We start from the raw sequence: 21,280 nt of genomic DNA, 5'->3' as shown, positions 1-21,280 counted from the left end.
AAAATAGTGAGGTTTGAGTATGTCCAGGCGTGAACAGCCACATGTCGAAGACGGAGCGCTGCTCGCTCTGCTCGACGGTGAGCTGACCACAGCAGAGCGAACACCCGTCGAGGCGCATGTGGCGGCGTGCCCGGAGTGCGCGGCGCGCAGCGATGAAATGCGCTTCGCGACTCGGCGCGCGACGGCGGCGCTCGACCTGCTCGCGGTGCCGGAATCGCGGCTCGCGATGCCGGCGGCGCTCAGGGAAGCCGCACGCGGGGCGCCGGTGTCTCTGGCGAACGCGCGGGCGCGACGCTGGGCGAGGCTGAGCCGCCGCTCCGTGGCGGTGGCCGCGGGGATCACGCTTCTGGTCGCCGCGGGTGCCTATGCGGTGCCGGGATCGCCGGTCAAGGCCTGGGTCGTCGGCGGCATCGATGTTGTCGCGACCTGGATCGCGGGCGCTCCCCAGGTCGCCGGGGAGGCCGGACCATCCCGGGTGTCGGTCAATCCGCGGGACGGCGTTGTGCGCGTCATGGTCGTCGGCGGCAGCGAAGGCACGCGCTTGACGGTCGAACTGTCCGACGAGGAGACGGCCACGGTGGCGGCCCGCGACGCGAGCTTCCATGTGGAGCCGGGCGTCATCGAGATCGAGGGGGCGGCGGATGAAATCCGCGTGACCTTGCCGCGGGACGCCCTGATCGGTTCTGTAGTTATCGATGAGAGCGAGGTCGTCCGCCTTGAGGATGGCGAGTTGCGGCGTACGGATTCGGCGGCTGCGAGCCCCGTGGAGATCTTTCTCGGCACCGACGGGTAGCAGCGCAGGTAACACACGCTGCGGTGGTGGACGACGGGTGGCTGCCAAGGTGACCTGAAGATCTGAACGAGCCTCGAGGGGTGGATCCCGGGATGACGAAGCCCATGCACCGAAGGTCAGGGCCCGTCTCTCATCGGTGGCGATTCGTTTTGCTCCTCGGCCCGATTTCGACCTGCTTCGTCACTTCGCCGGTCTTCGCTCAGGATCCCCCGCCGACTCCCCCTTCGGAGGACACGCCCGTCGTCGGCGCTGTCTTCGGCCGTGTGCTGCGCGCCGAAACCCAGACGCCGATCGCGGGCGCCTCGGTGGAAGTCCGCTTCCCCGCGTTTTCCTGGTACCTGGTCACGGACGAAGACGGCTTCTACCGGGCGGAAGGGCTTCCGGAGGGATCCATCTTTCTTGTCGCGCGGGCGCTGGATCGCGCGCCGCTCGCCGCCAGCGTCCTGGTCTCCGCGGGCGATGACGTCCCGCTCGATCTGGCTCTGGAGCGGCGGCCCGTCGCGATGCCGAGCCTGTTCGCCCGCATCGCCGCATGGAGGCTGTCCGCTCCCGGCCTCACCCGCGAGGGGTTCCGCGAGGAGGGAGAGACGGAACTCCGCGCGCTCGATTCATCGCCGGGCGTGGCCGAGGCGGGTCTGACGCTGGACGGTGGCGGCATCGATCCGTCGGATCCGACAAGTGTTCTGTATGTGCGGGGGGCGGCGTCGGACCTGAAGCTCGTGCTGCTCGATGGCGCGCCGGTCTACGCGCCGTTCCACCTCAGCGGGCTTCTCGACGCCTTTCCCGATGGCGTGCTCGATGAGGCCTCGCTCTACATCGGCGGGACGCCGGCCCGCTACGACGGGGGACTCTCCTACGTCCTCGACCTCAAGATTCGGGAGGGGGACGGGGAGCGGTTCCACATCGCCGGGGCGGCGGACCTCCTGGGCGGCACCTTGCGGGCCGAGGGCCCGATCGGACCGGCGGGGCGGGTGCTCGTCAGCGGCCGCGCGCTTCACGGACTCGGCTATCCGATCATCACGAGTGAGCAGGAAATGCCCTACGGCTACGGCGACATCCTGGGCCGGATGGACTACCGCCTGGGGCCCGGGACACTCACTGCCACCGGGTTCTGGAACCGCGAGTCCGTGCTGCTCGACATCGGGCGACTGGAAAACGCCGGGGCGGTGGAGTCGGCCTACTGGGGCAATCTGGCGGGCTCCGCGAGCTACCGCTTGCCGCTGGCCGATGGGACGTTCACGGTCAGGGGCGCTCACGGACGGTTCGGCACAGGCCTGCCGCTGCCGCGCGACAAGGAACTGGATTTCGAGGTCTCCTTTGCGGATGTGATCGCGCGCACAGTGCGAACCCGGACCGAGGCGCTGTTCGAGTCGGGAGGCCGCACGATCCGTTGGGCCGCCGGTGGCGGGTTCGACTCGTACGAGACGGTGGTGGACCGGCGGACGGTACTCGGCGGCAGTACGGCTCATGACGTGTCCCATGCCGTCCGGCGCGCCAACGTGGTCGCCGGGTGGGGCGAGGCCATCTGGGAGGTGGCCCGGGAACTCGAGGTGAGGGGCGGATTCCGGGCCAGCTACTTCGCCCCCTCCCGCCGCGCAAAGTTCGCGCCGCGCGGCACCGTGACCTGGCACATTACGGAAGCGGCGAACATCCACCTCTCCGCCGGAAGGTTCTTCCAGGTTGTGCGCGGACCCGAATCCATCCTCTCGGGAGACCTCACGGGCCCGACGATCGGCCGCATCCTGCCTCCCCTCGATCCGGACCGGATCTCGCTGTCGACGCCGGGGTCCAGTATCGCCGGAGCTTCGCACGTCGTGGTCGGACTGGCGAACTCGCTCGAGAACGGCGTCGATGTGGGCGTCGAGGGTTACCTCAAGTCCTTCGACGACCTCCCCGACGCCAATCAACTCTACTCCTCGGGCGGGGACTTGTGGGTGCAGGCGAAGGAAGGGCCGGTCCGAGGCTGGATCGGCTATTCGATCGCGTGGGTGTGGACGACCGATCCGGAAGAAGAGACCCCCTTCGTGGGCCGGCAACTCCTGAGCGGAGGGCTCTCGACGGATTTCCGCGAGGTCGACATCGGGATTCGGCTCGCGTACGGTGCCGGCCTGTCCTTCGCATCCGTGACCCAGGGACCCGAGGCAAAGAGCGCCCCGAGCGGTGACGATCCCGTGCCGGTGCTCTCGGGCGCGCCGGAGGACTCCTATCTTCGGCTCGACGCGGAAATCTCGCGACGGATGGTCGCGACCATCGGCAGTTCGTCCATCGTCATCGCCCCGTATGTGCGCGTGCTCAACGCGCTGGATCGCCGGGACGCCATCTTCTATCAGACGACGTCGGATCAACCGCTGACGCGCCCCGCTCCGATCACTTCCCTCCCGGTGATCGCCATCCTGGGCGTGTCGTGGTCGTTCTGAGACCGCGTCGCGGACGGCTCGCCGGGGCGGCCCGGCGGCGATCGCAGTTGTCGCAGCCGTCACAGGCCGGGGCGCGTTCGCCGAAGTAGGCGGCGACGGCCGCCCGGCGGCAGGCGGCGGTGGCGACGTAGGCTCGCATTGCGACGCGACGTTCGGCCTCGGCAGCGGCCCGGTCGGAGCCGGGCGGCGGGCTGCCCGGCCGGGGCCGCTCGCGTCGGCCGAACCGAAGGGGGCGGCGGCGTTTCTCGCGCACCGCGACCATCACGCAGCGTGCCGGTTCGCCGTCGCGGCCGGCGCGACCCGCTTCCTGGACGTACTCCTCCAGCGACCCCGGCGCGCCCAGGTGCGCCACGAGGCGAACGTTGGGGTGGTCGATCCCCATGCCGAAGGCGGTCGTGGCGCACACCACGCGGATGCTCCCGTCCAGGAAGGCCCGTTGCGTCTCCTGGCGCCGCTCGATCGGCAGCCGGGCGTGGTAGGGCGCGCTGGCGACGCCGGCCCGAGACAGCGCGATGGCCAGCCTTGCGCTCAGCCCCCGGGTGCGGGCGTACACGACGGCCGAGCCGCCACACGCCGTGACCTCTCGCCGCACGCGCCCGTAGGCTTCACTGAGGTCGGGCGCCATCTCCACGGAATAGCGCAGGTTCGGCCGGTTGGCGGGCACGAAGATGCGAATGGCGCTCTTCATCCCCAGGAAGCGCTCGATTTCGCGCCGCGTCCTCCACGTCGCGGTGGCGGTGAGGGCGGTCAGCGGCGGGTTGCCGATCCGTTTCCTCGCACGCCCGATCCGCAGGTACGACGGGCGGAAGTCGTGCCCCCACTGCGAAACGCAGTGCGCCTCATCCACGGCGATGCCCCCCACGCCCACGTCGCGCAGGCGGTCGCACACGGCCTCGTTCTCCAGGCGCTCGGGCGCGAGATACAGGAGGTCGAGCGCGCCGTGGCGGGCGCGGTCGAGCGCCTCATCCACCTCGTTCCGCGGCGTGGCGCTCGTCCAGCCGAGCACCCGCATACCCCGGCGCGCGGCGCCGCCGACCTGATCCTCGATGAGCGAGATGAGCGGCGAAATGACGAGCGTCGTCTGCGGGCGCAGGAGAGCCGGAATCTGGAAGCAGACGGACTTCCCGAACCCGGTGGGCAAGACGGCGAGCGTATCCGTGCCGCTGAGCACGGCTTCCACCACCCTCGACTGGGCCGGCCGGAAGTCGTCGTAGCCGAACCGGGCCTTCAGGAGATCACGCGCCTCCTGGAGGGTGCCCGCAGCGCCGCCCGCCGGGATGCTCTCATCGGTTGTTTCGCTGGTGCCCACACTCCTCGATGCAGCGCACGATCAACGCGGAATCAACCGTCGGCTTTCGTTCGTCCCAACCGGAGCACGATGGCTGCGACAAGGAGGCCGCACCCCGCGCCCGCCACGAAATCCTGCTCCGTGAGCGCGCCGATGAACCACACGGCGCCCCCAGCCAGCCCGAGCCCGATCTGCAGCCGCAGCCACCAGTCGCGGCCGCCCGTCGCAGGGCTTGCCACGGGCCTCTACGCGTCGATCGGGCGTGCGACGGGCGTCTCGTCGCCCGCTTCGCCCCACCCCAGAGTCGCGCCGGCGATCGCCCCCCACACCGCGTTGACCGCGAGGACGGAGACCACGGCGGCCACACCCCGTACAACGTAGAGCACGCCAGCAGACACCAGAGGGAGAGCCTCCAGGTCAAGGCCGAAGGCAGGGTCGCCGGCATAGGTCGTGACGATGACGTAGAACGTGGGCACGAGGCTGAAAAACGCGCCGCGCGAGGTCGGCGAGGAGCCGGGAAGCCGGGCGTAAAGAACGCCGAGCATGAGACCCCAGACGGCCCCGCTCCCGAGGTGCGACAGGAAGGCCGCACCGGTCCAGCCGGAGGTCAGTCCCATGCTCAGCGCCCCGATGGAACCGATTTCGGCCACGATCGAGCGCGCCCCGGCGGAAACCACCGCCCCCAGGAGTCCGCCCAGGAGGCCGAGCCCGAGCCGCGCGCTCAGGTCCAGCCCATCTTCGTCCGCCGACCCGTCCCCCCCGCCTCCGAACAGCACGCCCAACGCGGCGAGCGCCGCGATGAGCAGGAGAATGGCGAGGCTGAGCGACGCCCCGTCCGCCGCCCCGTCCGTCGAAAGCAGGAAGAGGCCCACCGCGCCGCAGGCGAGCGCGCCCACGCGCCAGAGAAGATCGCTCATGCCACTACTCATGTCGTTTCCTCTTTCGTCGTGTCTGCCGTGGCGCCCGGGCCGTCAGCGCCCCTTCGCGCTGCGGTCCAGGAAGGCGCGGATGCCGGCCTGGCAGTCGTCGGTCATGCGTGCGATGGCGTTCACGCGGGCGCCGGTGGCGATCGCCGCCTCGAAACTCTGCCCCTCGGTGCCGTACAGGAGTCGTTTGGTGAGCGCGAGCGCGGAGGCGCTCCGACCGGCGAGTTCGGCCAGGAAAGCGGAGGTCTCGTCCTCGAATCCCGCGTCCGCGCAGACCCGGTTCACGAGACCCAGCCGAGCCGCCTCCGCCGCGTCGATCGTGTCCCCGAGCGCCATCAACTCGAAGGCGCGCTTCTCACCGAGGTTCCGTCGCAGGACCGCCGTCACCATCGCCGGCACGAAACCGAGCCGCACCTCCGGGTAGCCGAAGCGGGCGCTCTCCGCCGCCAGCACGAGATCGCATGCGGTGGCAAGGCCGCACCCGCCCGCGAGCGCGCGACCGTGCACCGTCGCGACGACCGGCTTCGAGAGCTTCCGCAGGAGCGTGAAGAGTTCGCCCAGCGCCTCCGCCTCCTGCAGGCTGGCCATGGCCCCTTCCTCGACCGAAGCCTGCACTTCTGCCAAGTCGGCACCCGCACAGAAGTCCGGGCCGCGACCTCCGAGGCCGATCACGCGCACCCGGGCGTCCGCCTCCGCGAGCGCGAGCGCCTCCTTCAGTTCCGCGACCAGCGCCCCGCTCAGCGCATTCCGGCGCTCCGCGCGGTCGAGGTGGATCCGGTTCACGCCGGTCCGTTCGTCGATCTCTATCTCGAGGTATTCGAACATGAGCTTCTCAGCGTCTCCCGGCGTGCCTCAGTCCGCCGCCCGGTCGAGGAGATGGTCCGGCACGTCGATCTCCATCCTCAGGAGGGCCGTGGCGAACGTCTTGCCCTGGGCATCGAGCATGAGCGACACGGTCCCGCCGCCACCCAGGGAGCGGTGAAGGAGGAAGTTGAGCGCCCGCAGGTTCGGAAGCTCGAAACGCTCGACTTCGCCCTCGCAGATCCCCTTGAAGTGATACTTTACGCGATCCGCGGTAACTTCCTTGACCAATACAGGATAAATTGATGGCCGAAAGGCGATGAGGCCCACGTTGGCGGTATCCCCCTTGTCTCCAGAACGGGCAAAGGCGATCTCCCTCAGACGCACTTTCACGGTTCCATCCTTCACAACTCCATCGTCTCCACTTTCACCTTGGCCTCCACGACTCCGCGGTCGATGAGCGCAGGCCAGTAGGCAACGACCTCCTGCACGCGCGGGCGGCCGCCGGCGAAGCCGGTCACGGTGGGCGGCCCGGCGAGAATGAGCGGCGCGATTTCCCGGCTGAAGCGCGATACCGCGTGACGGTCAGGACTGCGGACGCCAACCCGCAACGTGACCTCGGGCAGGTCGTCCGAGGGGGCGCCGGCCAGCGGTCCGTGACACGCACCCGCGCCGACGATTTCCGTTCGGATCTCGTCGAACTCGAGCCCCAGGTGACGCAGGCGGCCGCGCAGGATCTCGTCCGCGCGCCGCGCCTTGTCCACCGCATCGGGCCAGGCGTAGGTCAGGGCGCCCACCGCCTTGAAGCCGTCATGGTACGCGATGGAGACCTTGAGCTTGTCGGTGCGCGCCCGGCCGGCCACGCTATCGACCCGGACCCGGTCCTTCCCCAGATCGCGCAGGCGAATGGTCGAGAAGTCCGCGATCACGTCCGGCGTGATGTACTCCCGCGGGTCCCCGAGTTCGTACACGAGCTGCTCGGCCACGGTGGCCCAGGTCACGCGCCCGCCGAGCCCGGGATGCTTCGTCACCACGAAGGCGCCGCTTTCTTCCGCTTCGATGATCGGGTAGCCCGGAAGAGTGAGGTCGATCTCCCTCCAGTCCACGAGCGAGTTCCCGCCCGAGGCCTGGCAGCCGCACTCGTTGATGTGTCCGGCGACGACCCCGTGCGCGAGCCGGTCCCAGTCGTCGGCCCCCCAGGAGAACTCGTGCATGAGCGGCGCGTAGGTAAGCGCGGTGTCCGTCGAGCGCCCGGCCACGACGATGTCCGCCTCCTGCCGCAGCGCTTCGATGATCGGTTCGGCGCCAAGGTACGCGTTCGCGGCGGCCACCCGGTCCCGGACGGTGGAGAGCGGAGCTCCCGTCTCCATGTGCCTGAGTTCGTGCCCCGCGGCGATGAGGTCGTCGAGCGAGTCCATCAGATCGTCGCCCGTGATCACGGCCACCCGGGGCCGACGCGGCAGCGACTCGTCCGCGAAGGCGAAGCCGAGTTCGGCCCGGCACCCCTCGGGGTTCACGCCGCCCGCGTTGGAGACCACACGGATCTCCCTCTCGAGGAGGTCGTGGATGAGGTCGTCCATCAGCGGAACGAAGTCGCGCGCGTAACCGGCGTCCGGGTCCCGGTCCCGCTGCTTCTGCAAGATCGACATCGTGATCTCGGCCAGGTAGTCGAGCATCAGGTAGTCGATCGCGCCGTGCCGCACCTGCAGCTTGGGCGCTTCCTGCCAATCTCCCCAGAATCCCTGCCCGGAGGCGACGCGCACCGAGCGGCCGCCGTTGCGCCCGATCCGGGCGGGGAGCGGCCGCTCCTCCAACCCCACGGCGGCCGTAGTCCCCTCGACGGCCAGGGCTTCCGTCGCGGGCTCCGCCATGGCCTCGGTCATTGCGGCCTTGGGCCGCTCCTCCGGGGCACCGCCGGGCCGCTCGCTCACAGGCTGTCGGGGAGGGTGAAGGGTCCGAGGTGGGGCCCGGGATTCGCGAGGGAACAGCGGAGCGCGAGCGACAACACCGCCCGCGTGTCCTCCGGCGTCAGGATCGCATCCACGAACCCCCGTGCCGCGGCGTACTTCGCGTCCAGTTGCTCCTCGTAGTCCTCCCGCGTCTGCTCGATCGCCGCCGCCGTCTCCTCATCCAGTTCCCCGCCCTCCGCCTCTTCCAGCTTGCGCCCGAACGCGGCGCTCACGGCGGCCTCCCCCTCCATCACCGCCATGCGCCCCGTCGGCCACGTGAAGATGAAGTCGGGATCGAATCCCTGCGCGGCCATCGCGTAGTACCCCGCCCCGCTCGCGTGATTGACCGTGAGCACGAGCTTGGGGACGCGCGCCGTGGCCATGGACTCGACCATGCGGGCCCCTGCCCGGATGATCCCGGACTGCTCCGCCTCCGGCCCGACCATGAACCCGCTCACGTCCTGCACGAAGAGGAGCGGCGTGGCGTGCCGGTCGCAGAGGTCCATGAAGTAGGCCACCTTCTCCGCGCTCTCCGTGTACACGATGCCGCCGAACTTCGGGGGCTCGCCGGCCTCGCCACGGAACATGCCGCGGCGGTTCGCGATCACACCCACGCGGAAGCCGTCGATATGGCCCGTTCCCGTGAGCATCTCGGGGGCGTGGTCGGCCTGAAACTCCTCGAGGGGCCCGTCTTCCCCCGCGTCGAGGATCGTCTCGAGGAGCGCCTCCATCTCGAAGGGCTGGCGGTGGTCGGCGGGAAGGAGCGCGTAGACTTCCTCCGGCGCGCGCGCCGCATCTTGCGGTTCGACTGCCGGGGCGGGCCGGAGGCCGGGCGGGAGTCCGGCCACGAGCGACCGGATCTTCTCGATGCAGGCTTCGTCGTCCGCCACGCGGTAGTGCGCCACGCCGCTCACGCGGTTGTGCATGAGCGCTCCCCCGAGTTCCTCGGCCTCGACCTCCTGGCCCGTCGCCCCCTTCACGAGGTTCGGGCCGCCGAGGCCCATGAAACTCGTCCCGTCGACCATCACGATCACGTCGGAGAGCGCCGGAAGATAGGCGCCGCCCGCGATGCACTGGCCCATGACGGCGGAGATCTGCGGCACCTCGAGGTAGTGCCGCATGATCGAGTTGTAGTAGAAGATCCGGCTCCCGCCGTACTTGCCCGGGAAGACGCCGCCCTGGTATGGCAGGTTCACGCCGGCCGAGTCCACGAGGTAGACGATCGGCACGCGGCAGCGCATCGCGATCTCCTGCGCCCGCAGGATCTTCGTGATCGTCTCCGGCCACCAGCTCCCGGCCTTCACCGTCTGGTCGTTCGCGACGATAACGACCTCGCGCCCGCACACCTCGCCCACGCCCGTGACCACGCCGGCCGCGGGCGCCCTCCCGTCGTACCGGTCGTGGGCGATGAGGAGGCCGATCTCGAGGAAGCCGCCGCCCTCGTCGATCAGGAGGTCGACCCGCTCGCGGGCCGTGAGTTTCCCCTGCGCGTGCTGCCGGGTGACGCGCGCTTCCCCGCCGCCGCGCTGGATCCGGGCTTCGAGTTCGCGCAGTTCAGTGACGAGCGCGCCCATCCGGCTGTCGCCGTTCTCGTTCACCGGGCGCGGCTAGCCTGTCGCCCCGGTGGCTTCGCGCCCGTTCTCCTCGAACCAGGTGCGGATATAGGCGACGGCGTCGGACGTGGACGTTCCGGGACCGAAGAGACGGCCGACGCCGAGTTCGCCCAGCGCCTCCATGTCCTCGGCGGGGATGATCCCCCCTCCGGTGACGAGCACTTCATCCATCCCCTGTTCATCCAGCAACGCCTTCACGCGCGGAAAGAGCGTCATGTGGGCCCCCGACAGGATCGAGAGCGCGACGACATCCACATCCTCCTGGAGCGCGGTGGCGGCGATCATCTCGGGCGTCTGGTGGAGTCCCGTGTAGATGACCTCCATCCCGGCGTCCTGGAGAGCGGCCGCCATCACCTTCGCGCCCCGGTCGTGGCCGTCGAGCCCCGGCTTGGCGACGAGCACGCGGATCTTCCGTTCGATCAAGCGCTTCTCTCGGCAGTTCTTTCCGGGGAGTTCAGCCCGGAAGTTCTCTGTCTGTTCGATGTGTCGAGGGAACGGTCGAAGGTATCCGCGGAAAGGCGCAGACTGCAACGACGATCCGGCCTCTCCCGGGGTTGCTTCGACACGCTCCGCGCCGCACCCTCGTTCCATGCGCGACGACGCGACACGAGTACACCGGATCCTCCTCAACCTGGCGGCCTTCGTCATCATCGTGGCCGGGATGCGCGCCGCCTCCGCTCTAATCGTCTCCTTCGTGCTCGCGCTCTTTCTCACCATCCTGTGCTCCACGCCTCTGCGCTGGATGACGGACCACCGGATTCCCAAGTCCGTCGCGGTCCTCGGCCTCGTGCTCGTCATCCTCTCCCTCGGGACGATGGCGGGCGGGCTCCTCGCGACCCCCGTCGTCGAACTCGGACGCACGGAAGCGCAACTCGACCTTCTTTTCGCGGAGCAGGTCGAGGCGCTGGAGGCCACGCTCAGCGACTTCCTCGTGCGTTTCGGGCTTCAGTCTCCGCTGCTCGATGCCGACGAACTCGTTTCGCCCAGCTGGCTGCTCGGCCTCATGCGGGAGCTGGTCGAGAACCTGGGGTTCATCCTCGCCAACGGGTTCCTGATCATCCTCACCATGGTCTTCATGCTGCTCGAGCTCTCGAGCTTCCCCACCAAGGTGCGGATCGCGTTCGGCGAGGCCGATGCGACGGAGGCACGGGAGAACTGGGAGAAGGTCGGCACCGCGGTCCGGCGCTACGTGGTGCTGAAGACGATCGTCAGCCTCGGAACCGGCCTCTGCATCGCGGCGCTCATGGCGCTTCTCGGCGTCAACTACCCGATTCTGTGGGGGGTGCTCGCGTTCCTGCTGAACTACGTGCCCAACATCGGTTCCTTCATCGCCGCCGTGCCGGCGGTGCTGGTCGCGTGGCTCACGGTCGGCGTCGGAACCGCGGTGGCCGCCGCGTCCGGGTTCCTCGTCGTCAACGTCGTCTGGGGCAACCTCATCGAGCCCAAGGTCATGGGGTACAGCGTGGGCCTGTCGACGCTCGTCGTCTTCGCTTCGCTCGTCTTCTGGGGCTGGGTCCTGGGACCCGTGGGGATGCTGCTCTCGGTGCCGCTCACCGTGATGTTCCGCATCGTGCTGGGGACGAACGAGTCGACCCGCTGGATCGCCGTCATGCTCGGCTCGGAGAGGTCGGACGAAATCACCTCGGCCATCGAGTCCGAGGTCGCGCAGGCGATGGGGAGATCGGCCGAGGCGCAGACGCCCTGAATCCGACGGGACAGCGCCCGGGTGACACCCGGGAAACGCCCTTCGGCGTCCGTCAGGCGGCGGCGACCCGGCGGAAGATCTCCAGTGCCCCCGCCACATCGTCGTCCGTCGTGTGAAGGTGGGGGATGACGCGGAGGTGCTGACGACTGTAGGCGTTCAGCAGGACTCCCTCCTCCCGGCACCGCCCGGCGAACACAGGCGCGTCGACATCGGTCGTGCGGAAGCGGACGATGTTGGTTTCCACGGCCTCGACGTCGACCTCCAGACCGGGGATGCCGCTGAGCCCGCGGGCGAGGGTTCTCGCCCGGGCGTGGTCTTCGGTGAGCCGCTCGCGGTGGTGTTGGAGCGCATGGAGGGCGCCAGCCGCCACGATCCCGGCCTGCCGGAAGCCCCCGCCGTAGAGCTGCTTGAAGCGCCGGGCGCGCTCGATGAGGTCGGCGGGGCCGGCGAGAGCTGAACCCAGCGGGGCGCCCAACGCCTTCGAAAAGCAGACGTTCACGGTGTCGAAGCCGTCCGCGAACTCGGCTTCGGGGATGCCGGTGGCCGCAGTCGCGTTCCAGAGCCGGGCGCCGTCGAGATGAGTCGCGAGGCCAGCGTCGCGCGCGGCTCCGAGCATCTCGCCCAGGAGATTCAGCGGCCACACCGCGCCGCCCGCACCGTTGTGCGTGTTCTCGGCGCAGACGAGCCGCACGGGCGACTGCATGCGCGCCCGCACCGTCCCCATGTCGAGGTTGAGCGCGGCCCGCAGCGTCGCCGCGCCGAACATGCCGCGTTCGCCCTCAAGCGGCTTGATGACGACCCCGGAGATCGGCGACGGTGCGCCCCCCTCTCCGAACCAGATGTGCGCCCCGGGGCCGATGAGCACGGTGTCGCCCGGTTCCGTGTGCGCGCGCAAGGCGAGCTGATTGCTCATCGTCCCGGTGGGCACGTACATGGCGGCTTCCTTGCCGAGCATCTCCGCCGTCCGCCGCTCCAGTTCGAGCACGGTCGGATCGTCCCCGTAGCAATCGTCCCCCACGGGAGCCGCCGCCATCGCCGCCCGCATCGCTTCGGTCGGGCGCGTCACGGTGTCGCTGCGGAGGTCGATCACGCGAACTCGGGCGGACGCCGCAGGTGATGTTCCGTCGCGTCCTGCACCGCCAGCGCGAGCCGCAGCGCCTCCGCGTCCCCGAACAGCTTGCCGACGAACGAGATGCTCGTCGGCGTCCCGTCCTCCGACCGATACCCGTTCGGGATCACCGCCTGCGGATGTCCCGTGAGGTTCGTGAGCAGGAGCATCGATCCCCCGAAGCTCGGCGTGACCACGACGTCGATCCCCTCCATCGCCCGCTCGAAGCGGTGCATGGCGATCGTGCGCAGCCGGTTCGCCTGGATGTACTCCACGGCGGGGATCATGCGTGCCTTGCGGAAGGTGTTGGGCCACGCGCCGCGCGTCTGCCGCACGAGGAGGTCGTCCCGCCCGCTCCGGGTGAGTTCGTCGAAGGCGGCCCCCGCTTCCGCGCTCAGAATGATCCGCATTGCGCCGTACGGGATGTCGTCGGGGAGCTCGAGGGGGACCGGATCGATTCCAAGCCCCCGCACGACCTCCAGCGAGGCCTCATCGAACGCCTGCCACTCCTCATCCTCGCGCTCCGCCTCGAAGGCCGAGGGCACGTAGGCCACCCGGAGATCGGAGAGCGGCCGGCCCGGGTCCCAGTCGAAGGCCACGTCGCGCGCCGTGGGATCCATCCCGTCCGCGCCGTGAATCGCCTGCAGGACGAGCGCGCAGTCCTCCACGCTGCGGCAGATCGGTCCCAGCTTGTCCATCGACCACGAGAGGGCCATCGCCCCCGCCCGGCTCACGCGCCCGTACGTCGGCCGGAGTCCCGAGGCGCCGCAGCGCGTGGAGGGAGAAACGATGGAACCCAGCGTCTCGCTCCCGATCGTGAACCCGACGAGCCCCGCCACCACGGCCGACGCGGAACCGGCGGACGAACCGCTCGATCCCTGCTCCAGGTTCCACGGATTCTTCGTCTGTCCGCCGTACCAGCGGTCTCCCTGCGCGAGCGCGCCCAGCGTGAGCTTCGCCACGAGCACGGCCCCCGCCGCCTCGAGCCGTCGACCCACGGTGGAGTCGTCGGGGATGTGCTGGTCCTCGTATGGCCTGGCGCCCCACGTCGTGCGGTAGGAATCCTCGGCGAGGAGATCTTTCGCCCCCCACGGAATCCCGTGCAGCGGCCCCCGGTAGTAGCCGCGCGCGATTTCCGCGTCGGCGCGCGCCGCCTGCCGCAGGGCGAGTTCCTCGGTAAGCGTGATCAGGCACTCGAGCGTCTCCCCGTGCGCCTTCAGCCGTCCCAGGTACATCTCCGTGAGTTCGGTGGACGTCACCTGTCGGGAGCGGACCAGTTCGGCCAACTCCGTCACGGGCGCGAACGCGAGCGCTTCGAGGTCTGCCGGACGCGCGAGCCCCCGCGGTCGCGTGTAACGGAAGACGCTGGACTCCGTGGGATACGAAGCCCCCGGCAGCGCCGGCTCGAAGTGGAGCGCGGGGACGACGGAGTTAGGGATCTCGACCGTGCGCAACTCGTCGTAGCTCTCCCGCGTCCCGTTCAGATCCTCCACCATGAGATCGAGTTCCTCGTCCGTGAACTCGAGCCCGGCGACCCGCGCGGCGGCGGAGATGTCGGCCTTGGTCAGCGCCTCCTGGCCCCCGTCGGTGCGCGCCCACAGGGCGGCGGGGAGGGCGGTGGCTCCCAGTCCCAGCGCGGAGGCCGCGGCCATGAACGCACGGCGGTCCAGTCCCACGGTATCCGACGTACGGCTGGAGACGCGCCCTTCATCGAACATCCTCACCTCCCTCATGGTGGATCACGGTGCGCGGCACGCTCGGGGGCGCGCCGTTCACGAAGCGAATGCCGGCGGATACCGCAGGTGGTGGTCGGTCGCGTCCTGTACCGCCTTCGCAAACCGCAGCGTTTCAGCGTCGCCGAACAGCTTCCCGACGAAGGAGATGCTCGTCGGCGTCCCATCCGTCGTCCGAAACCCGTTCGGGATCACCGCCTGAGGGTGTCCCGTGAGGTTCGTGAGCAGGAGCATCGACCCGCCGAAGCTTGGGGTGACGACGACATCGATCCCCTCCATCACCTGGGCGAAGCGGTGCATGGCGATCGTGCGCAGCCGGTTGGCCTGGATGTATTCGGCCGCCGGGATCATGCGCCCGATGCGCATGATGTTGGGGCGCGCGTTCGCCCCCTGCAGTACGAGTTCGTCTTCCCGCCCGCTCAGGATGAGGTCGTCGAAGGCCGCCCCCTGCTCCGCGCTGAGGATGATCCGCATCGCGTCGTAGGGGAGGTCATCGGGGAGTTCCAGCGGCACCGGATCGATCCCGAGCCCCCGCACGGCCTCGAGCGACGCCTCGTCGAACGCTTTCCACTCCGCGTCCTCGCGCTCCTCCTCGAAGGCTGAAGGGACGTAGGCCACGCGCAGGTCGGAGAGCGGGCGGCCCGGATCCCAGTCGAAGGCCACGTCTCGCGCCGTCGGATCCTGGTCGTCCGACCCCTGGATCGCATCGAGTACGATCGCGCAGTCCTCCACGCTGCGGCAGATCGGCCCCAGCTTGTCCATCGACCACGAGAGGGCCATCGCCCCCGCCCGGCTCACACGCCCGAAGGTGGGCCGGAGCCCGGAGGCGCCGCAGCGGGTGGAGGGGGAGACGATCGATCCCAGAGTCTCGCTCCCGATCGCGAAGGGGACGAGGCCGGCGACGACCGCAGCGGTGGATCCGGCGGAGGAGCCGCTCGATCCCTGCTCGAGGTTCCACGGGTTGCGCGTCAGTCCGCCGTACCAGACGTCTCCCCTCGCCAGCGCCCCCAGCGTGAGCTTCGCCACGAGCACGGCCCCCGCTTCCTCGAGCTTGCGCCCCACGGTGGAGTCCTCAGGGATGTACTGGTCCTCGTAGGGCTTCGCGCCCCACGTCGTGCGCGCCTCGTCCTCCGAGAGGAGGTCCTTGGCTCCCCAGGGAATGCCGTGCAAGCGGGCCCCGGTAGTAGCCGCGCGCGATCTCCGCGTCGGCGCGCGCCGCCTGCCGCATGGCGAGGTCCTCGGTGAGGGCGATCACGGCCAGCAGCGTGTCGCCGTGCGCTCGCAGCCGGCTCAGGTACATCTCCGTGAGTTCGGTCGACGTCACCTGCCGCGTGCGGACGAGTTCGGCCAGGTCGGTCACGGGCCGGAAGGCAAGCTCCTCGAGGTTCGCGGGCCGCTCGAGACCCCGGGGCCGCGTGTAGCGGAAGACGGTCGAAGCCGAGGGCGCCGGGTACGAGGTCCCGGGGAGCACGGGTTCGAAGTGGAGCGCGGGGACGACCGAGTTCGGCATACCCATCGTGCGGAGTTGCGCGTACCGCTCCCGCATCCCGTTCACTTCCTCGACCATGAGGTCGATTTCGTCCTCGGAGAAGTCGAGTCCGGCGACGCGGAGGGACTGTCAGATTTTCTGTGTAAATGGCCCTCGCACTCATACGGGCACTCGGCCCTCGAACACGATCGACAGGTGGTTCAGGGCGCCGGTCCAGTCCTGAACGGGCCGGGTCCAGCGCTGTGACGCCCTCTCGATCGCAAGGTACAGCACTTTCCTGACCGCCTCCGGGGTTGGGAACGCGCCGCGCTTCCTCGTCACCTTCGTGAGCTGCGCGTTCAGGGCCTCGATCGCGTTCGTCGTGTACATGACCTTGCGGATCTCGGGCGGATAATCGAAGAACGGGGTCAGGTTCGCCCAGTTCGCCCGCCACTTCCGGCTGATCATGGGGAAGCGCTCGTCCCAGCGCTGAGAAAAGGCCTCCAGCGCCGTCTCGGCCGCCTCCAGGCTCGGAGCCCTGTAGATGGCCCGCAAGTCCCTGGCGACCGCCTTGCGCTCCTTCCAGGCGACGAACCGGAGCGAGCCGCGCACCAGATGCACGATGCAGAGCTGGACCTGCGTCTTCGGGAACACCGACTCGATCGCCTCGGGAAAGCCCTTGAGGCCGTCGATCGCTGCGATCAGGATGTCCTCGACCCCCCGGTTCTTGAGTTCGGTGAGGACCGAGAGCCAGAACTTCGCCCCCTCCGCTTCGCCCACCCACAGCCCCAACAGCTCCTTGTTGCCCTCGAGCGTCAGGGCCAGGGCAAGGTAGACCGCGTGCGTCCGGACGTGGCCCCGGGAACGCACCTTCACGTGGATCGCGTCCAGATACACGATCGGGTACACCGTATCCAACGGCCGGCCCTGCCACGCCTTCACGTCCTCCAGGACCGCGTCGGTCACCGCCGAGATCAGCGACGGTGAGACCTCCACCTTGTACAGCTCCTTCAGGTGACCCTGGATCTCCCGCGTCGTCATGCCCCGCGCGTACAGCGCGATCACCTTCTCGTCGAACCCGCCCAGCCGACGCTGGCCCTTCCTGACGAACTTCGGGTCGAACGTCGAATCACGGTCCCGAGGCACCTCGATCTCGAACTCCGACGTGTCCGTCTTCACTCGCTTCCGCGTACGGCCGTTGCGCGAGTTGCCGCCGTTGCGGCCCTCTCTCGCGTGCTTCTCGTAGCCCAGGTGGTCGGTGAGCTCTCCCTCCAGCGCCCGCTCCACCACCCGCTTCGTCAGCGCCTCCAGAAGACCGCCTCCGCCCATGATCTCTTCCGGGCTGCGGCCCTCCAGCAGGCTGTCGAGAAGCTCGTCTACCTCCCGCTCCGTCGCATCCTTCTTCCTCGCCATGGTCTCCTCCCGCTTCCAGAGTCTACTCCATGGCCATTTACACAGAAATCAGCACACTCCCTTTGAGGTCAGCGATGGAGTCTCACAGCCCATCCGTTTCGACCCACCGAGGCAGTCGACTCGTTGTGTGCCGCGTCGGATCCGATGCCATCCAAGCCGCCAATCAGACGATGGAGGCTGCCTTTCGCCAACGAGTGACTGCGAGCCGCGCAGCCTCGCCGACTCCACTCTTCACTGACGCAGCAAGCGTGCAGGACCGGGCAGCCAAGGCGCTGCACCTGATTCTCGTTCGCCGCCTCGACTACCGCCCGCAGGGTGCGTCGACCGTCGGAAACGTCGCGGTTTTCTCGGAGCCCGCCTATACGCCGTTTCGGACGGCGAGGCTCCAACTGGCGACGCCTGCCTACTACCGTGAGCAGACAGACTTGGCACCCGGTATCGGCGACGCCCACGACGGGACTCTCACTAAGGACAGCATCCAGTGGGCCGAAACGGTTTTGTCGACTGGGGCGGTGACAAACGCGAGCATTTCTTTCGCAGCGTCACGCGAACCTTGGATCTATTGCGCGTCTCACTACCAACGGGACCGTGAAGTGCACCGCTTGAAGGATCACTTCGCCGAGAAGTACGGCTACACAGCGGCAACCAAGATTCGTGATCCCGAGGCCTTCGCCATGTGGCTCGGCATCGATTTCGCGCTGAACCTTGACAAGGCGACCGACGTGACGCTCGGGAAGTTCGATGAGTTTTGCTATGGACATAGCAGTTACAATCCGACCCGATGGCCGGACTCCTCGGGCCAGATTGACACCATTGTGCACGTCTGCCACGGTCCGGTTCACTACGAGGACAATTCGGGCTACATCGCTTCCCAAGACGACTGGCTCGACCTCCACGGCGGCCCACGTGCGTGGTTCACCAAGAGGACATCTCTCGCGAGCCAATCCGAATACCGCTTCGCGGTTTCCACGCTTGGCGACCCCGTCGAACCTAGACATCACATCGACGTGTCAGCGGAGCTGCGCGCACTCACCTCTGCCCTGTGATCCATGGGCGACACACCGTGTCGCACCGTGCCCTGGATCAAGAGTGCTGAGCGGCACTCCTCCGCTCGACCACATGATCGCGCGGCCGATTCGACCCCACAGTCTCTCGTAGACCCGTTATCCGCCCACTCAGTTCGTCCATGAACTCGGACAACGTCAGTCCCAACGCACGCGCGAACTCTCCCGCCGCCTCGACCGTGAGGCGTATCTCCTCCTTCTCCAACCGCCGAACGTGCCTCTCCGACAGCCCCGGGATCTCCGTCTGCTTCAACTGCCGGTCATGCCTCATTTCACGGAGGGCCTGCGACACGTTCTCCATCTCATACCGACGGATCTCCACCTCGGCGAGATGCACGGGATCCACAGCCTGCAACATCTGAGATGGACCCATGTGCACATCCCGATCGGGCCAATGCAGGAAGGAACCGGCTGAATCGATCTCGAACCGGCGGACGACGGCCGGCTCGAACCGCCTGACCTTGGGAAGCCTTCCGACCGGGAACTGCCACACGCTCATGTCCCCTAGGACCACCACCAGAGAGTCCTCGAGGACATACGCGTCAAGGATGCCCTCCCACGCGGCCGGTCGCTTGAGCGCGATGACCAGACGCTTCACGACGGAAGGATCCCGACACACCTGCAGCCGCCGATCCGGCTTGTGGAGCCGAAGCGTCGAGGCGAGACGAAGCACCGCCTGCTCCGGCACATCCAGCACCACCAGGTAGCGTGTGTCCGTATCCACCCAGTTCGGAAGCCGTAGCCGGTCCTGGCCCAGCAGCTCACTCGCCAGAGCCACGACCAGGCTCGGAGACGGTCCAGCGCGACCGGCGGCGGACCGCTGTCTCGCCAAGGCGCGAAACTCGTCGTCCGGCAAGCAGTCCTCCACCGTCCCGATAGAAAGCGATGTGGCTGAACGGTCTCGCGTCACTCATCCGGCGACAGCCTCATCCCGTCGGTGGGTAGGAAGTCCCGGCCATATGTGTCCATCCCGTTGCGTCTCGAACACCTTAGCTGCCTTCGGGCTACCCGCGGGCTTGACTGCCCATCCATCCTTCGCAGGGACAACGTGCTGGTTACGCTTCCTCGCCATGGTTTGCACTTCCTTCACCCGGGATGACCGGACATATCGCTAGTGTAATTAGCCATATGTGTCCGGTAAAGGCACTGCTGTCTTGGGGCGATTCGATCCAGGCGACACGGAGCCGGAAGAACTCCGGAGCCGGCAGGTACGCCAAGGGTCGCCACGCCGACGTGCTGGCTCGCTCGTTTGACTCGGGTGCACCTCGGGCTGGGCAGGTGCGCGGCAGCGATGAAGGGACGGACGCCGTATCAGCTCTTCAAGAAGGGGAGCCGGAAGCCCCGGAGCCGGAAGAAGTCAGCCAAGAAGGAGGTGAAGACCGCAGCTTGCACCGCTGATCTCGGCGAGGCCGGGTGTCGGGTGATTACCGTACCTTCGTGGATGGGCCGCGAGGTTTGTTCCACCAACGAAGGATCCCAAACCAAGTCTTCCCCAGCTCCTACAACCAAGGCACCTGGGTCGTTTACCGAATCGCCGAATCCTGGTTTATTCCTGCATTCCATCAAGTACCCGTCAAATAAATTTCAGTTCTCACAACTCCTTGTTTTTCTTGCGCTTTCACGCTTAACGCAACCCTCAACTCACCAGCTTTGGGCCAAGTTCATCAAATACCAGAACTGGAGCTGTCCCGCTTTCACGGACGGTTAGTTTCTGTGGTTGATCGTCTCGGGCTCTTCTCCTTTCGGCCTCTCTCAGGCGCTCGGGAGAGGACGTCCGTGCGCGCCGCCGGTGCGCCTCAGGCCGCATGGTTCCTCTCGTAGTCTGCCGGCGACTCGTAGCCGAGTGCGGAGTGCAGCCGCCGGGTGTTGTAGAAGCCCTCGATGAAGCCGAAGACCTCCCGTCGCGCCTCGTCCGCCGTGCGGAAGGAGCGCTTCCAGATCAGCTCGCACTCGAGCGTCGCGAAGAACGACTCGCACATGGCGTTGTCGTACGCATCGCCCGCCGAGCCCATGGACTGGGCGATGCCCGACTCGCGACAGCGCTCCCCGAAGGCGAGCGAGGTGTACTGCGAGCCCCTGTCGGAGTGATGGACGATGCGCCCCCGGGGACGACGGCGCGCGAGGGCCATCGACAGCGCGGCCTCGACGAGTTCGGTCCGCATGTGCGTCGCCATGGCCCAGCCGACGACGCGACGGCTCCAGACGTCGAGCACAACGGCCAGGTACAGCCAGCCCGCCCAAGTGGGCACATACGTGATGTCGGCCACCCACAGCTCGTCGGGCCCGGAGGCCGAGAAGTCCCGCCTCACCAGGTCCGGCGCGGGCCGGGCCTCGGTGTCCCTCTTCGTCGTCGCCGTCTTGAAGCGCCGCCTGGTCGCGCCCTCGATCCCCAAGCCCCTCATCAGCCGCCCCACGCGCTTCTGGCCCACCCGCTCGCCCTCGGCCCTGAGCGTCGCGTGGATCCGCGGACGGCCGTACGTCTCGCCGCTCCCGGTCCAGATCGCCCCGATCCGCGCCTCGAGTTGCGCGTCCCGCCGCGCGCGGTCCGAGGCAGGACGCTTGAGCCAGTCGTAGTAGCCGCTGGGGGAGAGACCCAGCACCCGGCACATGGCCCGAAGCGGAAACTCGGCCCGGTGCGCCTTCATGAACGCGTACCCCCGCCGGGGATCGATCCGCTCTCCTGCGCGGGGCACCGCCGCGCAGCGGTGGTCAGGCCGCGGCTTTTTTTAGGATGTCCCGCTCCATCCTGAGCCGCTTGTTCTCACGCTCCAGGCGCCGCAGTTCGTTGCGCGCCTCCGTCGTCAGCCCGTCGCTACGGAACCCCTCGTCCACGTCCGCCCGCCGGACCCAGTTCCGGATCGTCTGCTCCGACGGATCGAACTCCCGGGCGAGTGACGCGGCGCTACGCCCGCTCCTCGCCAGTTCCACCAGCCGCTCCCTGTACTCGGACGGATACCGCCCCTGCCGGCCCGCCATAGGACACCTCCTTGCTTGACCCCAAT

At 68.4% G+C, this 21,280-nt stretch carries 19 protein-coding genes and 1 pseudogene; 4 read left to right on the top strand and 16 right to left on the bottom strand.

The genetic code is table 11. From position 1 onward, the window contains the following. The first annotated feature begins 19 nt into the window (after nucleotides 1–19). Both ACOOGH_RS03195 and ACOOGH_RS03190 read left to right on the top strand, forming a co-directional pair. Nucleotides 20–793, top strand: a complete 774-nt coding sequence (locus ACOOGH_RS03195) for an anti-sigma factor family protein (RefSeq protein ID WP_420447536.1) — start codon at nucleotides 20–22, stop codon at nucleotides 791–793. Nucleotides 794–1,056: 263 nt separating this feature from the next. Further along, the gene (locus ACOOGH_RS03190; protein ID WP_420447535.1) at nucleotides 1,057–3,210 is read left to right on the top strand and encodes a carboxypeptidase regulatory-like domain-containing protein; all 2,154 of its coding nucleotides are present in this window, start codon (nucleotides 1,057–1,059) and stop codon (nucleotides 3,208–3,210) included. On the opposite strand, the gene ACOOGH_RS03185 is transcribed toward ACOOGH_RS03190, so the two are convergent. Genes ACOOGH_RS03185 through ACOOGH_RS03150 form a run of 8 tightly spaced genes read right to left on the bottom strand, consistent with a single transcriptional unit; the run spans nucleotide 3,161 to nucleotide 10,207 of the window. Continuing rightward, complete coding sequence (locus tag ACOOGH_RS03185; RefSeq protein ID WP_420447534.1) at nucleotides 3,161–4,519, bottom strand: RecQ family ATP-dependent DNA helicase; 1,359 nt, start codon at nucleotides 4,517–4,519, stop codon at nucleotides 3,161–3,163. The genes ACOOGH_RS03190 and ACOOGH_RS03185 overlap by 50 nt on opposite strands. 32 nt (nucleotides 4,520–4,551) lie before the next feature. Beyond that, nucleotides 4,552–4,737 (bottom strand): hypothetical protein, encoded by a 186-nt coding sequence (locus ACOOGH_RS03180; protein ID WP_420447533.1) that lies wholly within the window; start codon nucleotides 4,735–4,737, stop codon nucleotides 4,552–4,554. A gap of 6 nt (nucleotides 4,738–4,743) precedes the next feature. Then, complete coding sequence (locus ACOOGH_RS03175; protein ID WP_420447532.1) at nucleotides 4,744–5,415, bottom strand: hypothetical protein; 672 nt, start codon at nucleotides 5,413–5,415, stop codon at nucleotides 4,744–4,746. A 54-nt stretch (nucleotides 5,416–5,469) separates the two neighbouring features. Next, complete coding sequence (locus ACOOGH_RS03170; RefSeq protein ID WP_420447531.1) at nucleotides 5,470–6,249, bottom strand: enoyl-CoA hydratase/isomerase family protein; 780 nt, start codon at nucleotides 6,247–6,249, stop codon at nucleotides 5,470–5,472. 27 nt (nucleotides 6,250–6,276) lie between these two features. After that, nucleotides 6,277–6,618 (bottom strand): AtuA-related protein, encoded by a 342-nt coding sequence (locus ACOOGH_RS03165; RefSeq protein WP_420447530.1) that lies wholly within the window; start codon nucleotides 6,616–6,618, stop codon nucleotides 6,277–6,279. Between the two features lie 11 nt (nucleotides 6,619–6,629). After that, nucleotides 6,630–8,156, bottom strand: coding sequence for an acyclic terpene utilization AtuA family protein (locus ACOOGH_RS03160; RefSeq protein WP_420447529.1), 1,527 nt, complete (start codon nucleotides 8,154–8,156; stop codon nucleotides 6,630–6,632). Further along, nucleotides 8,153–9,772, bottom strand: a complete 1,620-nt coding sequence (locus ACOOGH_RS03155; RefSeq protein WP_420447528.1) for an acyl-CoA carboxylase subunit beta — start codon at nucleotides 9,770–9,772, stop codon at nucleotides 8,153–8,155. Before ACOOGH_RS03155 ends, ACOOGH_RS03160 begins: the two co-directional genes overlap by 4 nt. Nucleotides 9,773–9,781: 9 nt before the next feature. Then, a complete protein-coding gene (locus ACOOGH_RS03150; protein WP_420450053.1) occupies nucleotides 9,782–10,207 on the bottom strand; it encodes a cobalamin B12-binding domain-containing protein in 426 nt (141 codons plus the stop codon). Nucleotides 10,208–10,376: 169 nt separating this feature from the next. Here ACOOGH_RS03150 and ACOOGH_RS03145 point away from each other — a divergent pair, with 169 nt between their 5' ends. Continuing rightward, complete coding sequence (locus ACOOGH_RS03145) at nucleotides 10,377–11,492, top strand: AI-2E family transporter (protein WP_420447527.1); 1,116 nt, start codon at nucleotides 10,377–10,379, stop codon at nucleotides 11,490–11,492. Between the two features lie 52 nt (nucleotides 11,493–11,544). Here ACOOGH_RS03145 and ACOOGH_RS03140 read toward each other — a convergent pair whose 3' ends face one another. The 5 genes from ACOOGH_RS03140 to ACOOGH_RS03120 form a co-directional block, all read right to left on the bottom strand. Next, the gene (locus ACOOGH_RS03140) at nucleotides 11,545–12,582 is read right to left on the bottom strand and encodes a threonine aldolase family protein (protein WP_420447526.1); all 1,038 of its coding nucleotides are present in this window, start codon (nucleotides 12,580–12,582) and stop codon (nucleotides 11,545–11,547) included. Continuing rightward, nucleotides 12,579–14,318 (bottom strand): amidase family protein, encoded by a 1,740-nt coding sequence (locus ACOOGH_RS03135; RefSeq protein WP_420447525.1) that lies wholly within the window; start codon nucleotides 14,316–14,318, stop codon nucleotides 12,579–12,581. The genes ACOOGH_RS03140 and ACOOGH_RS03135 overlap by 4 nt, the downstream gene beginning before the upstream one ends. A gap of 54 nt (nucleotides 14,319–14,372) precedes the next feature. Next, the gene (locus tag ACOOGH_RS03130; RefSeq protein ID WP_420447524.1) at nucleotides 14,373–15,503 is read right to left on the bottom strand and encodes an amidase; all 1,131 of its coding nucleotides are present in this window, start codon (nucleotides 15,501–15,503) and stop codon (nucleotides 14,373–14,375) included. Then, the gene (locus ACOOGH_RS03125) at nucleotides 15,406–15,900 is read right to left on the bottom strand and encodes a hypothetical protein (RefSeq protein WP_420447523.1); all 495 of its coding nucleotides are present in this window, start codon (nucleotides 15,898–15,900) and stop codon (nucleotides 15,406–15,408) included. Before ACOOGH_RS03125 ends, ACOOGH_RS03130 begins: the two co-directional genes overlap by 98 nt. A gap of 81 nt (nucleotides 15,901–15,981) precedes the next feature. Beyond that, nucleotides 15,982–17,214, bottom strand: coding sequence for an IS256 family transposase (locus ACOOGH_RS03120; RefSeq protein WP_420438216.1), 1,233 nt, complete (start codon nucleotides 17,212–17,214; stop codon nucleotides 15,982–15,984). Nucleotides 17,215–17,339: 125 nt separating this feature from the next. Between ACOOGH_RS03120 and ACOOGH_RS03115 the strand changes: the two genes are divergently transcribed. Then, the gene (locus tag ACOOGH_RS03115) at nucleotides 17,340–18,260 is read left to right on the top strand and encodes a hypothetical protein (protein ID WP_420447522.1); all 921 of its coding nucleotides are present in this window, start codon (nucleotides 17,340–17,342) and stop codon (nucleotides 18,258–18,260) included. A gap of 37 nt (nucleotides 18,261–18,297) precedes the next feature. Here ACOOGH_RS03115 and ACOOGH_RS03110 read toward each other — a convergent pair whose 3' ends face one another. From ACOOGH_RS03110 to ACOOGH_RS03100, 3 genes and pseudogenes are all read right to left on the bottom strand, one after another. Then, nucleotides 18,298–19,056: a DUF2442 domain-containing protein gene (locus ACOOGH_RS03110; RefSeq protein ID WP_420447521.1), complete on the bottom strand. Its 759-nt coding sequence runs from the start codon at nucleotides 19,054–19,056 to the stop codon at nucleotides 18,298–18,300. 132 nt (nucleotides 19,057–19,188) lie between these two features. Then, complete coding sequence (locus ACOOGH_RS03105; protein WP_420447520.1) at nucleotides 19,189–19,350, bottom strand: DUF2188 domain-containing protein; 162 nt, start codon at nucleotides 19,348–19,350, stop codon at nucleotides 19,189–19,191. A gap of 724 nt (nucleotides 19,351–20,074) precedes the next feature. Further along, nucleotides 20,075–21,254: pseudogene (locus ACOOGH_RS03100) on the bottom strand (IS3 family transposase). Nucleotides 21,255–21,280: the final 26 nt, after the last annotated feature.

The organism is Candidatus Palauibacter sp. (genome assembly GCF_965213655.1).
Lineage (GTDB): Bacteria > Gemmatimonadota > Gemmatimonadetes > Palauibacterales > Palauibacteraceae > Palauibacter.
Note: the sequence above shows the minus strand (reverse complement) of the source record. Positions and strands in the feature narration are given on the sequence as shown.

Excerpts from the sequence above, each read along its gene's own strand:
- ACOOGH_RS03195 (WP_420447536.1), top strand. The coding sequence starts at position 20 with ATGTCCAGGCGTGAACAGCCACATGTCGAAGACGGAGCGCTGCTCGCT.
- ACOOGH_RS03175 (WP_420447532.1), bottom strand. The coding sequence starts at position 5,415 with ATGAGCGATCTTCTCTGGCGCGTGGGCGCGCTCGCCTGCGGCGCGGTG.
- ACOOGH_RS03170 (WP_420447531.1), bottom strand. The coding sequence starts at position 6,249 with ATGTTCGAATACCTCGAGATAGAGATCGACGAACGGACCGGCGTGAAC.
- ACOOGH_RS03145 (WP_420447527.1), top strand. The coding sequence starts at position 10,377 with ATGCGCGACGACGCGACACGAGTACACCGGATCCTCCTCAACCTGGCG.
- ACOOGH_RS03135 (WP_420447525.1), bottom strand. The coding sequence starts at position 14,318 with ATGTTCGATGAAGGGCGCGTCTCCAGCCGTACGTCGGATACCGTGGGA.
- ACOOGH_RS03125 (WP_420447523.1), bottom strand. The coding sequence starts at position 15,900 with ATGGTCGAGGAAGTGAACGGGATGCGGGAGCGGTACGCGCAACTCCGC.
- ACOOGH_RS03120 (WP_420438216.1), bottom strand. The coding sequence starts at position 17,214 with ATGGCGAGGAAGAAGGATGCGACGGAGCGGGAGGTAGACGAGCTTCTC.
- ACOOGH_RS03105 (WP_420447520.1), bottom strand. The coding sequence starts at position 19,350 with ATGGCGAGGAAGCGTAACCAGCACGTTGTCCCTGCGAAGGATGGATGG.